This window comes from Alloprevotella sp. (genome assembly GCF_057240785.1).
In genome coordinates this window covers 1-11,403 of sequence record NZ_DBHHRH010000001.1, presented here as the reverse complement: position 1 = coordinate 11,403, position 11,403 = coordinate 1, and the positions used below count along the sequence as shown (strand labels likewise).

General features: G+C 39.5%; 13 protein-coding genes and 1 tRNA gene. 1 reads left to right on the top strand and 13 read right to left on the bottom strand.

Features of this window, described 5'->3' with window-relative positions:
• The first annotated feature begins 34 nt into the window (after window positions 1-34).
• Complete coding sequence (locus ACO4R2_RS00070; RefSeq protein WP_311490879.1) at window positions 35-424, top strand: L-rhamnose mutarotase; 390 nt, start codon at window positions 35-37, stop codon at window positions 422-424.
• Between the two features lie 75 nt (window positions 425-499).
• On the opposite strand, the gene ACO4R2_RS00065 is transcribed toward ACO4R2_RS00070, so the two are convergent.
• The 13 genes from ACO4R2_RS00065 to ACO4R2_RS00005 all read right to left on the bottom strand — a co-directional run bounded on the left by ACO4R2_RS00065 (window position 500) and on the right by ACO4R2_RS00005 (window position 10,928).
• Window positions 500-572 (bottom strand) — tRNA-Thr (locus ACO4R2_RS00065).
• 83 nt (window positions 573-655) lie between these two features.
• Complete coding sequence (locus ACO4R2_RS00060; protein WP_484768740.1) at window positions 656-1,234, bottom strand: 7-carboxy-7-deazaguanine synthase QueE; 579 nt, start codon at window positions 1,232-1,234, stop codon at window positions 656-658.
• The gene (locus tag ACO4R2_RS00055) at window positions 1,221-1,565 is read right to left on the bottom strand and encodes a 6-pyruvoyl trahydropterin synthase family protein (protein ID WP_311490880.1); all 345 of its coding nucleotides are present in this window, start codon (window positions 1,563-1,565) and stop codon (window positions 1,221-1,223) included. Before ACO4R2_RS00055 ends, ACO4R2_RS00060 begins: the two co-directional genes overlap by 14 nt.
• A 14-nt stretch (window positions 1,566-1,579) precedes the next feature.
• Window positions 1,580-2,131 (bottom strand): GNAT family N-acetyltransferase, encoded by a 552-nt coding sequence (locus ACO4R2_RS00050; RefSeq protein ID WP_484768714.1) that lies wholly within the window; start codon window positions 2,129-2,131, stop codon window positions 1,580-1,582.
• Complete coding sequence (locus ACO4R2_RS00045; RefSeq protein WP_311490882.1) at window positions 2,118-2,735, bottom strand: IMPACT family protein; 618 nt, start codon at window positions 2,733-2,735, stop codon at window positions 2,118-2,120. Before ACO4R2_RS00045 ends, ACO4R2_RS00050 begins: the two co-directional genes overlap by 14 nt.
• 81 nt (window positions 2,736-2,816) lie before the next feature.
• Window positions 2,817-3,272, bottom strand: coding sequence for a MaoC family dehydratase (locus ACO4R2_RS00040; RefSeq protein WP_311490883.1), 456 nt, complete (start codon window positions 3,270-3,272; stop codon window positions 2,817-2,819).
• 10 nt (window positions 3,273-3,282) lie between these two features.
• Entirely contained in the window at window positions 3,283-4,266 is a 984-nt protein-coding gene (locus ACO4R2_RS00035) for a hypothetical protein (RefSeq protein WP_484768713.1), read from the bottom strand.
• 856 nt (window positions 4,267-5,122) lie between these two features.
• The gene (gene nqrF / locus ACO4R2_RS00030) at window positions 5,123-6,397 is read right to left on the bottom strand and encodes an NADH:ubiquinone reductase (Na(+)-transporting) subunit F (protein ID WP_484768712.1); all 1,275 of its coding nucleotides are present in this window, start codon (window positions 6,395-6,397) and stop codon (window positions 5,123-5,125) included.
• Window positions 6,398-6,417: 20 nt separating this feature from the next.
• Complete coding sequence (nqrE, locus tag ACO4R2_RS00025; protein WP_311490886.1) at window positions 6,418-7,041, bottom strand: NADH:ubiquinone reductase (Na(+)-transporting) subunit E; 624 nt, start codon at window positions 7,039-7,041, stop codon at window positions 6,418-6,420.
• A 10-nt stretch (window positions 7,042-7,051) separates the two neighbouring features.
• Window positions 7,052-7,681: an NADH:ubiquinone reductase (Na(+)-transporting) subunit D gene (locus ACO4R2_RS00020; RefSeq protein WP_311490887.1), complete on the bottom strand. Its 630-nt coding sequence runs from the start codon at window positions 7,679-7,681 to the stop codon at window positions 7,052-7,054.
• 11 nt (window positions 7,682-7,692) lie between these two features.
• Complete coding sequence (gene nqrC, locus ACO4R2_RS00015; RefSeq protein WP_347720163.1) at window positions 7,693-8,394, bottom strand: NADH:ubiquinone reductase (Na(+)-transporting) subunit C; 702 nt, start codon at window positions 8,392-8,394, stop codon at window positions 7,693-7,695.
• Window positions 8,395-8,406: 12 nt separating this feature from the next.
• Window positions 8,407-9,573: an NADH:ubiquinone reductase (Na(+)-transporting) subunit B gene (locus ACO4R2_RS00010; protein WP_484768711.1), complete on the bottom strand. Its 1,167-nt coding sequence runs from the start codon at window positions 9,571-9,573 to the stop codon at window positions 8,407-8,409.
• 5 nt (window positions 9,574-9,578) lie between these two features.
• A complete protein-coding gene (locus ACO4R2_RS00005; protein ID WP_484768710.1) occupies window positions 9,579-10,928 on the bottom strand; it encodes a Na(+)-translocating NADH-quinone reductase subunit A in 1,350 nt (449 codons plus the stop codon).
• Window positions 10,929-11,403 lie beyond the last annotated feature (475 nt).

The window sequence follows — 11,403 nt, the reverse complement described above, 5'->3', positions numbered from 1 at the left end:
TCCTAAATTTTATAAGATAAAAGAATAAGATAATATGCAAAATTTACAAGAAGGGTATCCTGTTACCCATTTTTCAAGAAAGACAAAGCGGTATTGTCAGACTTTGGACTTGCGTGAGGAGCCTGAATTGATTGCGACTTATAGACAGTTGCATTCAGAAGCAAGTATTTGGCCGGAAACACTTGATGCAATCCATGCTGCAGGTATTTTAGAAATGGAGATATTCCTTCTTGGCACCCGTCTTTTTATGATAGTTGAAATGCCGGCCGACTTGGATTGGGACACTGCTATGCAGAAGATGGGGCAAATGCCAAAACAGAAAGAATGGGAGGCTTTAACAGCTAAATATCAAAAGGCAGATCCAGATGCAGGAAGTGCAGAGAAATGGCAGCTTATGGAGCGTATTTTTCATTTATACAAGTAATATAGAATAAAACCTATTTGTCGATAATAAGTATAAGACAAATAAGGACAAGTCTTAGACTTGTCCTTATTTGTGAGCCGAGAGCCGGACTCGAACCGGCGACCTACTCATTACGAATGAGTCGCTCTACCAACTGAGCTATATCGGCGACCTTTTTGCAAGATTCATTTCTGAATTGCGTCTGCAAAAATAATGTATTATTATTTTACGACAAAGTCTTTTGTGTACTTTTTATTGAACTCCTATAATTTTATGAATTTGCAATGATAATTGCCAAGAGGGATTGGCTTTAATGAAATCAATCGTTGCTTGTAAAATTTTTTTATTCTCTGCAAGATTCCCTGTGTCGCAGGGTTGTAGGTAGCGATGTTTAGTTTCTATATCTAAGTATGGGTTAAACTCTGTGTTTGTATAAACTATTTTCAGTTCATCACAATGTTTCAATACAGGAGTTGCCTTATGCTGAAAATCCTTTTTGGGGGAGAGTGTAATCCAATCAATACCTTTCGGTAATTTGTGTGTGCCATTTGTTTCAATGGCAATGAACTTTCCTTGGGCGTGTAACTTTTCTAATAAAGTCTCTTTGACGAATAACGAAGGTTCCCCTCCTGTGAGTACTACGTGTTTGGCAGGAAAGCTCTTTGTGATGCTGAGAATTTCTTCTTCGCTCATCATTTTTCCTTCTTCGTGGAGCGTATCGCAGAAAGCACATTGGAGATTACAGCCCGAGAAGCGGATAAAAATGGACGGAGTCCCTGTCCAAAAACCCTCGCCTTGAAGAGAGTAGAAAATCTCGTTAATCTTGTACATCATCCTTCTCGTAAGTTGCGATATTTCCTTCAGATTCTTGGAATGATACTTTATAGCAATGGGGAATCTGTTCGCAAATCCAGCGCGCCAGGTTCTCTGCTGTTGGATTAAAGTTGACGACATCGTTGGCGTAGCGATGATCGAGCTGTCCGCTTACGATTTCTTTAACGTGTTTAAAGTCTACCACCATTCCGTTCTCATTGAGCTCTTTTGTTTTGCAATAAATTGTAATGATCGCATTATGGCCGTGAAGGTTTGTACACTTGCTCGCATAGTTGAGCATGAGATGGTGGGCAAAAGCCACTTCAATTCTTTTCTTAATGTAATACATAATGGGTGTTTCTTTCAGTAAGCCGTGTTGGTTTTCCCATAAACAACACGATGTATTTGTTTGCTGATATTATTAAACTGTTCGTTGATAAACTTTTCGTCAGAGCTCATTAAGCAAAGTGGAAAAGGTTCATCTGAATCTCTATAGGGCGGCTGGAGGTAGACTTTTGGGCAGAAATGCAGCCCATGGCGTTGATAGAAGGCAATACGCCGTTGAGCAATAGTGCCACTTTGGGGTGGTTCCACTTCAATAATAAGTGGCTTTTTTATACTTTCAAGTATGAGGACTAAAGCCCTACTTCCCACTCCATGTCCACGTAGGCTAGAATTTATAGCAAAATGCTCACCATAGATGAAGCCTTCCATGGGCCATAATATGAAGAAACCAGCAAAGCTGTTGCCGTATAGAATAGTCCACGGGTGTGTTTGGCCAGACGTTAATGTTGTGACCCATTGTTCTGCAGGTCTGCGCTCCTCAATAGGGAAAGCTTGCTCATAGAGCTGCAAGGCTATTTCTAAATCTTTCTCAGGAGCAAAGGGGCGAAGGGTAATGTTATTCTCCATCATTATCCTCAATCTGAATCTTAACAGTGTAGAATTTTCTCAAACGTTCACAGAGAAGCTCTACTCCGTTTAATGGGATTGTGACAGTCATGTGTTGCGCTGTGGCATCATATTCTCGCGAGGATATTTCTGTACTTTCTTCTCGTAAGATCTTCATAATAGCGTCTACTTCTGTATAAGGAACACTTATATTTATGTTTTTGGTCACAATCTTTTCTTCAGTGACAGCTTGATTAAGTGCCTCTAAGGCTGCTGCTTGGTAAGCTCGCCCAAGGTTTGCTGCTCCTAAAGGAGTACCTCCATAATACCGAACAACAATGACAAGAGTATTTGTTAAATTCTTCGATTTGATTTGCCCCAAGATAGGGCGGCCTGCTGTGCCCGATGGTTCTCCAGCATCCACACCCCGTGTTCGTTCTCCGCCATGTCCTAAGACATAGGCATAACAAACGTGGCGTGCATCATAATAGTCCTTCTGGTACTTTTTGACTATTTCTTTTACCTCTTCTTCATTTTCTACGTGTATGGCAAAGGCAAGGAAGCGGCTACGCTTCTCTGTGTAAAGTCCTTCTCCGAGCGTTGCAATAGTGAGGTAGTGGTCAGTCATTGTAGAGCTGTATAGAGATATGACCGACGGGCACAACTGATACATCAAATCAGTATGGCCCGTCGATTGGTGGCTGATCAATTAGTTGAAATAGTACAAGAAAGTAGCAATACCTTCTAATGCGGGCTTGCGCTGATCCTTGATTTCAATTTTGAATTTAACTTCGGCTTTACAGATTCCTCGTAAGTTTTGAATGTCGTGGAGAGAGGCAACTAGGCGGAGGCTGGAACCAGATAGTACAGCCTGTCCAAACTTCATTTTATCCATTCCGTAGTTAACCATCATCTTGATGTTGTTTACTGTAATGATTTCACCCCACATATGTGGAAGTAAACTCAATGTTAGGTAGCCATGTACGATAGTTTGGCCAAAAGGACCTTCTTTAGCGCGTTCTGCATCAACATGAATCCACTGGTGATCAAGAGTGGCATCAGCAAATTGATTGATGCGTTCTTGATTAACTTCGAGCCATTCGCTCGTTCCAATTTCTTTGCCTTTTAGAGCAGCAAATTCTTCGTATGAATTAATTGTTATCATAAGTCTTTTATTATCGTTGTGAGATTTCTTTCATTGTTAGGGATTGAATCATAAAGTTTCGATCCATCTTTACCTGTACTTGATATGATCCGAATGTTTTACCCTCATTGTCGCGAGTGATGTGCTGATCAACGGAGAATGTAACATTATAGCTATTTCCATTCTTCACAATGTTATAGTTATTGTTTACATTAAAAGAACATTCCTCAATATGCTCATTGAACATCTTGGAGATTAGATTCATGACATCGGCCTTTGTGGCATTTTTCTTTGAAAGAAATTGATCCATTATTGGTGTGATGCATCCTGCAATGCGATTTTCATCATTGTCTCCAAAAGCATCATAGAATATTTCAATTGTTTGCGTAATACCAGCATATTCGTCGTCTGTTATTTCTTGATCTTGCTTTTGACCTTGTGCAATGCTTGCTTCAGAGAAATAGCGTCCTTGCGGGTGTTGTTCCATATAGGCGTTATAGGCTTCAGCTGTGCCCAACGACTGCGCTCTCACCCAATCAAGCGAGTCTATTTTCTGATCGCACAGATTGCTGTAAAATGAATTGGAGAATTTATCTTTAAACGAGATAAAATCGGCAGTGTTGCTAGAGTTCTGAATCTGCAACCAGTTGTTTTCCATCTGCTTAAATTCATTCATTCTCTCTCTAACATCATCAGCATACCTGCTATTTGGGTAGCGATCTAGGAAGGCTTGGAAATCCGCACTACTATTGCTTTTCTCTAGAGCCTCATAGGCTCTCTGCTCTTGTTCAGTTGAGGCTGTAGAAGATATGTAATAGTAGGCTCCACAACCAACAATCAAGAGAATAACGACTACAATTGCAGCAATAATGATACCCGTATTCTTTTTTTTAGGAGGGGAGGGTAGTGGGGGTTGCTGGTTCTGAAAAGGAGGGACTTGTTTAGCTGTATTTAATGTGTTAGTTTCCGGTGCTGGTGGAAACTGTCCTTCTTGTGTAGTTTGATTATATTCCATTTGTGATTGAGATTAGTTAGACTATTTAGGTACAAAAATATTATAAACGAATGGAAAAGAAAAGAATCTTATTATTTTTTGATTTGTATAGCCCTTCCCATCTCTGATTCTTTTATTCAAAACGTAAGAAAATAATCTTAGTGATAGACTGTATCTTTTTCTTTTATTTGACAATGAGTTTTTTGCGGGCGATAATGTTGCAGAGTATTACAAAACATTCTACGTAAGAGAGGAGGAGATTATCTTTTGGGGATACAGGTTTCAACTTTGGGGTAGAATTGACGTGAATGAAATTACTATTACATAACTTTACGAAGATAGTAACGAATCTTTATTTTCCTTATTCTGTCAGTTGACACGATAAAGATGTCAACTGATACTCTTATTGTTTTTGAAAAGTGCCTTATTATTTTTTTGAGTTTCTCAGCGAGAAATTCCAATTTTCTGTAGAGAGTGTGACATTCTTCTACAGTCTGCTCTGTACTGAAAAAGGTTGAGAGTTCTGTTTTCTAAAATATATATTGCTCGACATCTCCTAATGTTGAGTTTAGAGGAGGTTGTTATGGTCGTTTCTTTAATCTTTTTTAAGTTGATTTGGTATAGAGTATAGTTCAGGATTGCGTTATTTATGCTTATTGGAAAATTAGAAGTTTATCGATTCGTGTAGCTGTAGATTTGTAGATTATGTATTCTGTTTATATAAATTCTGGGGAAGAATAAATACGTTAATGTTTTGCAGATACTTATATTAGCTTTCAAAGAAGCATATTTGTTTTATTTTTGGCAAGAAACAAAATAGGCAGTAAGTCAAAAAGATTCACTGCCTATTGATTTATCTATTGTGTATACTTTCAGCTTACCCGCCAAAGTTGTCGTACATAATATTTTCTGGCTCAACGCCTAGACTGTCGAGTAGTTTTATAACGGCATTTGACATGGGGCCAGGACCACACATGTAATATTCTATATCTTCAGGGGCTTCATGGTTCTTGAGATATTTTTCCCACATCACTTGGTGCACAAAACCTGCAGTGTATTCTACACCTGCTTCATCCGCAGCAGGGTCGGGGCGATCGAGTGCAAGGAAGAACTTGAAGTTGGGGAATTCTTTCTGCAACTCGAGAAAGTCCTGTAAGTAGAACACTTCGCTAAGCGAGCGAGCGCCATAGAAAAATGACATCTTGCGGTCCATGGTGTGGAGCGTCTTAGTCATGTGCATAATCTGTGCGCGAAGTGGAGCCATACCTGCGCCACCGCCAACCCAAATCATCTCGTTCTTTGTCTCGAAGCGTGGATGGAAATCACCATAAGGACCACTCATAATAACTTTATCTCCTGGTTTTAGGGAGAATATGTAAGAAGAAGCAATACCTGGCATAACGTCCATCATACCGCCACCTTGATCTTTAGGTTTAAAGGGAGGAGTTGCAATACGCACTGTCAGCATAAAGCGGTCACCCTCTGCAGGATAGTTGGCCATGGAGTAAGCACGAACGGTTTCTTGCTTGTTTTCGCACTTCAAATTGAAAATACCAAATCGTTCCCAAGTACCGATATATTGTTCACCAATGCTTTCTTTGTCAATGTCAACATTGTAGTCCATTTTATACTTGGGGATGTTGATTTGAGCATAAGAACCTGGAATAAAGTCCATATGTTCACCTTCGGGGAGAGCTACAATAAATTCTTTTATGAAACTTGCAACGTTTTTATTGCTAACTACTGTGCACTCATATTCCTTAACTCCAAGAACCGAGTCGGGGACTTTTACACCCATATCTCCCTTTACTTTTACTTGGCAAGCTAGGCGATAATGTTCTTTAATTTGCTTACGAGAAAAATGTGCTTTTTCTACATCAATGGTTTCTCCTCCTCCATTGACAACCTGACATTTGCACTGGCCACAGCTACCTTTACCACCACATGCTGAAGAGAGGTGTACACCTGCATCACCGAGAGTGGAGAGTAAGCTAGATCCTTGAGGAACTGAGATTTTATCCTTGTCGTTTACTGTGATAGTAACATTGCCACTGGGAAGCAAATAGCGCTTGGCAACTAGCAATATGACAACCAATACGATGATGATTCCTAAGAAAACACCAATACTGTTTATGATAAATTGTATATCCATTATTTTGTCTTCTTACTTATTTAGATATTGAGTCCAGAGAAGCACATAAAAGCCATGGCCATCAAACCTACGGTAATGAAGGTTATACCGAGGCCTTGTAGTGGCTTAGGAACGTCCGTGTAAGCCATCTTTTCACGAATGGCTGCAAGTGCAACAATTGCTAAAAGCCATCCGATACCAGAGGAGAAGGCATAAATTATAGCATCCCAAACATTACCAATAAATTGTGAGCTATTTGAATCCATATTTATGCGCTGTTGCATGAAAAGACTAGCTCCCATGATTGCACAGTTTACAGCAATCAGCGGAAGAAAAATTCCTAATGCAGCATAAAGGCTCGGAGAGAATCTTTCAACAATCATTTCGACAAGTTGGGTAATACCTGCAATGACTGCAATGAAAAGAATGAATGAGAGATAGGAGAGGTCCATTCCAAAGATGCCATCTTCAGAGAGAACTTTTGTCTGAAGTAAATAGTCGATAGGGACGGTTACTAAGAGGACAAACGTTACCGCAACTCCTAAACCGAAGGAGGTTTTCACATTTTTGCTCACTGCAAGGTATGAACACATACCCAAAAAAGAAGCAAAAATCATATTGTCGACAAAAATCGAGCGAACGAATAAACTTAATGTGTGTTCCATAACTGCTTATTTAATTATTGTCAACATCTTTAACGATTAGTCGATGCACCCAAATGACACAGCCTAAAAGAATCAGAGCCATGGCTGGCATTGTCATCATTCCATTATTTACATATCCTGCATCGTAGAAACTTTGTGGTATAATTTTAAAGCCCATAAGGCTACCATTACCGAAAAATTCGCGTATACCTCCCACTACAACAAGAATCCATGCATAGCCTAATCCGCTACCAATACCGTCAAGAAAGCTAGCAATGGGGCCATTAGTCATAGCAAATGCTTCAAGTCGCCCCATAAGAATACAATTTGTAATAATCAGACCAACATATACGCTCAATTGTACGCTAACATCGTAAGCAAAAGCTTTGAGTATCATGCTGACAATTGTTACAAGCGCTGCAACTACGACAAGCTGGATGATAATACGAATGCGTGTTGGGATTGTTTTACGAATCAATGAAATAATAAAGTTACTAAATGCCGTTATAATAGTAACGGAAAGTCCCATTACAATGGCTGGTTCAAGCTGTGTTGTTACAGCCAAAGCAGAGCATATACCTAAAACCTGAACTAAAATAGGATTGTTCAAGTTTAGAGGAGTTACAAAGGCTTGCTTATTTTTTTCTGATAAGAAACTCATACTCCAATTATTTATTTTAAAGAGGCAAGATATGCCTGATAGTTTTTGAGATATTCATGAATCATGTCATTTACACCTTTGGAGGTAAGAGTAGCCCCAGTGATACCATCACATTCTGTATTGGCATCTTTAACTGTGCCTGACTTTACTACCTTGAGTGCAGGTGTTCCGTTGAGGTAGGCTTTCTTTCCCTGGAATTCTTTTTGGAAGGGTTCTTCCTTGATGAGAGATCCGAGTCCTGCTGTTTCGCTCTCGTGTGAGAAGTATGCACCATAAATTGTTTGTCCATCGGCATTTAGTGCTACGAATCCCCAAATAGAGCCCCATAGGCCTTTACCTACCATGGGAATGACGTACTTTGTCTCGTTTCCGACTCTGCAGACATAAACAGGTAGGCATTCAGAAGACATGCTCTTGCGATCTACTTTGAAGCCATCTTGGTCTTTTTGAGCCCCCTGCTTTAAGATCTGTCCTCTGGCATTTACAATTTCATCGGCCATAACAACTTCTTTGTATCTATCCTCAGTCTGAACTTTATCAACATTACGGATGTTCAAAGCTGCCAAAATCTGCTGTTTTTTGTCGATACGTTCGTTTGAATCGGAGCGTTCTTTCAAGCCTGCGTAAGCAAAAGCAAGGAGAAATGCCACAATCACGACAACTACCGTTGCATACGTGATGGTATAAGCGTTACTATTAGTATTTAGTTTCATAGCGATCTTCTTTTATTTCTTCAAGCGATTTGCGCGCTTTGTGATATTACGCTGAACAACAATATAATCGATAAGCGGAGCAAACATATTCATGAATAGGATTGCAAGCATCATGCCTTCTGGATAGCCAGGATTCAGAACACGGATGGTAATAGCTAATGCACCAATTAGGAAGCCATAATAATACTTGCCTGTTTCGGTACGTGCAGAAGTTACAGGATCTGTTGCCATGAATACTGCACCGAAGCAGAATCCGCCCAAAGCGAGATGTTCGTACCAAGGAATATTTGCTACAGTATTGTTCTCTATTCCTGCTACATTAAACAAAAAGGCCACAATGGCTCCGCCGGCAAAGACACTTAACATAGTTTTCCACGAGGCTATTTGAGTCCACAGAAGAATTATGCCACCTATGGCAATTGCAATAACACTAGTCTCTCCAATAGAGCCTGGGATTAATCCAATTACCATATCTATAAAGCTTGTGTTTGATACGGAATTAGCAGCTGCCTCTCCTAGTGGTGTAGCCATAGTTGAACCATCGGGTAAAGCATAGCCTAATCCACAAAAATTTTCGGTGGAAAGCCAAACTTGATCCCCTGTCATTTTACTAGGGTATGCAAAGAATAGAAAGGCTCGAGCAATAAGTGCAGGATTGAAGATATTCATGCCTGTACCTCCAAAAATTTCCTTTGCAAAAATAACGGAAAAAGCAATGGCTACAGTCATCATCCATAATGGCGTACCAACAGGAAGAATAAGTGGAATTAGCAATCCTGTAACCAAGAACCCTTCATTAATTTCTTCTTTTTTCCATTGAGCTACAGCAAACTCAATGCCCAAACCTACTGCATAACTTACAATAATTTTGGGGAGCATTATAGCAAAGCCATAAAGGAACATGGACGAAACAGAGGCTTCGCCTAGTTTTCCTGCTGCTAAGGCATTTTGGTAACCAATATTATACATTCCAAAGAACAAGGCAGGTAGAAGTGCAATAACCACGAAAGACATGATCCTCTTTGAATCAATAGCGTCGTGAATACTTACCCCCGTCTTTGATGTGGTATTTGGCACGAGAACAAATGTCTCAAAACCTTCGAATACAGAATGAAAAGCGTGAAGTTTTCCATTTTCTTCGAAATGAGGTCTTACCTTATTAAAAAAATCTTGTAACATTATTTCTATGCATTTTCTTTTCTGAGAAGGTCAAGACCTTCGCGTACAATACGTTGTAACTCAAGTTTTGAGGAGTCTATAAATTCTGCTACAGCAAAGTCTTCTGGTGCAACTTCATAAATTCCCAGTTCTTCCTGGCGATCTATATTGCCAGTGATTATGGCCTTGATTAGATAGCTTGGATAGATATCCATGGGGAATACGCGTTCGTATTCTGCACTCATTATCATGTGACGTTGACCTCCTTTTATGCGACAATCTGGAGCATAACTTTTCTTACGGAATAGCCAACTACAGTAACTTCTACTTGTCGAAAAATCATTTAGACGTGGTGCAATCCATCCAAAAACCTCATGTACGTCATCTCCTTCAGGAATAGCACAGATTTCTGTAGTATGGGCACCCAAAAAACCTCCTAAATTGGTGCATGTACCAACAAGAGGATTGCCATTGATTATGCGCGTATGTTCTTGACTTTTTAAATTATTGCCTATGATATCTTTAATCGCAGCACCTATCTTTGTCTTAATGTAGGTGGGGTTACACACTTCGCTTCCTGCAATGGCTATGTTTCGAGTCAAATCAATCCTACCCGTCTTAAATAATCTACCAATAAAGATTACTTCCTCAGCTCCAATAGTCCATGCAACTTCTCCCTTGTTGATGGGCGAAATATGATTAATCTGGACTCCGACATTGCCTGCGGGGTTTGGTCCTTGAAAAATATTTACTTCTGCACTATGGAGGGGGATAAAGCTTGTATTGACTTGTCCTGGACTAATACTAACATAGACTTTTGCCAATTTACTAAGTACACTAATCCCCAATTTGAATTCTTCTTCTTGCCCGCTTACAACATAAGAAAAATCAGCTGCTAAAGGCATCTTATTAAAAGTTGATACAAAGATGCCTTTAGGTAAATCTGTAGGAGATGCAATGACGTCGTAGGGGCGTTGCTTGAAAAAAGCAAATAACCCAGATTGAAGAAGTCGTTCTAAAATGTCTTCTCTGGTAATTTTTTCAATTCCTAAAATAGGCCATTCTTTTGCGTCTTGATGTACATCAGGAGTGATTCGAATGAGTCGAATTTTTCGGCGATCACCACGCTCAATTTCTTTTACAATTCCGCTTACAGGCGAAACAATTTGAATCTTCCCCGTTTGCTTGTCGGTAAATAGCGGTTCTCCAGCGACAATGTGATCTCCTTCTTTAACCACTAAGCGTGGCGTCATTCCATAAAAGTCTTGTGGAGCAACAGCATACTCAGTTACAGAAGAAATTTCACGAAGTGCCTTCGGAGCTACTCCCTCAAGCTTTAGGTCAAGACCTTTCTTGAGTTTATATAAATTTTCCATAAAGGTATATTATCTTATTTAGTTTGCAAAGATAGGATTAAATTTTTTAAGAGGCAAACACTTTTAACGGCTTGTCTTTTCTAAATATGAAAATGAATATAGTGATTATCTATTCTATAATATGTCTAGGGGTAAGGTTTTGCCTTAGACCACAATAAGCCTGTGAGCTGACGCAATAAGGCTATGAGCTGACATCCTTATTGTATCTTCAAACGCAATAAGGAAGCCAAAGCTTGCTTCTATTATTATAGTAGCATTTCCCTAGAAAAGTTTCAATAAAAAAGTCTAGAAGCTTCAGAAATCTTGTCTGGTTTGTTAATGTGTACATAATCAATACTTTATGGTTTTGTGAAGCTCATCCGCCCCTCTGTGACCCTCATCGTTTTCTCCCCAAAAATCCCCGATTTGAAACTTTTTTCGAAAAAAGTAGTGTATAGGCTTTGCTATTCCAAAAACTCGTAGTACTTTTGCATCC

Excerpts from the sequence above, each read along its gene's own strand:
- ACO4R2_RS00010 (WP_484768711.1), bottom strand. The coding sequence starts at position 9,573 with ATGTTACAAGATTTTTTTAATAAGGTAAGACCTCATTTCGAAGAAAAT.
- ACO4R2_RS00070 (WP_311490879.1), top strand. The coding sequence starts at position 35 with ATGCAAAATTTACAAGAAGGGTATCCTGTTACCCATTTTTCAAGAAAG.
- nqrE (WP_311490886.1), bottom strand. The coding sequence starts at position 7,041 with ATGGAACACACATTAAGTTTATTCGTTCGCTCGATTTTTGTCGACAAT.
- ACO4R2_RS00045 (WP_311490882.1), bottom strand. The coding sequence starts at position 2,735 with ATGACTGACCACTACCTCACTATTGCAACGCTCGGAGAAGGACTTTAC.
- ACO4R2_RS00040 (WP_311490883.1), bottom strand. The coding sequence starts at position 3,272 with ATGATAACAATTAATTCATACGAAGAATTTGCTGCTCTAAAAGGCAAA.
- ACO4R2_RS00035 (WP_484768713.1), bottom strand. The coding sequence starts at position 4,266 with ATGGAATATAATCAAACTACACAAGAAGGACAGTTTCCACCAGCACCG.
- ACO4R2_RS00005 (WP_484768710.1), bottom strand. The coding sequence starts at position 10,928 with ATGGAAAATTTATATAAACTCAAGAAAGGTCTTGACCTAAAGCTTGAG.
- ACO4R2_RS00055 (WP_311490880.1), bottom strand. The coding sequence starts at position 1,565 with ATGTATTACATTAAGAAAAGAATTGAAGTGGCTTTTGCCCACCATCTC.
- ACO4R2_RS00020 (WP_311490887.1), bottom strand. The coding sequence starts at position 7,681 with ATGAGTTTCTTATCAGAAAAAAATAAGCAAGCCTTTGTAACTCCTCTA.
- ACO4R2_RS00060 (WP_484768740.1), bottom strand. The coding sequence starts at position 1,234 with ATGTACAAGATTAACGAGATTTTCTACTCTCTTCAAGGCGAGGGTTTT.
- ACO4R2_RS00050 (WP_484768714.1), bottom strand. The coding sequence starts at position 2,131 with ATGATGGAGAATAACATTACCCTTCGCCCCTTTGCTCCTGAGAAAGAT.
- nqrC (WP_347720163.1), bottom strand. The coding sequence starts at position 8,394 with ATGAAACTAAATACTAATAGTAACGCTTATACCATCACGTATGCAACG.
- nqrF (WP_484768712.1), bottom strand. The coding sequence starts at position 6,397 with ATGGATATACAATTTATCATAAACAGTATTGGTGTTTTCTTAGGAATC.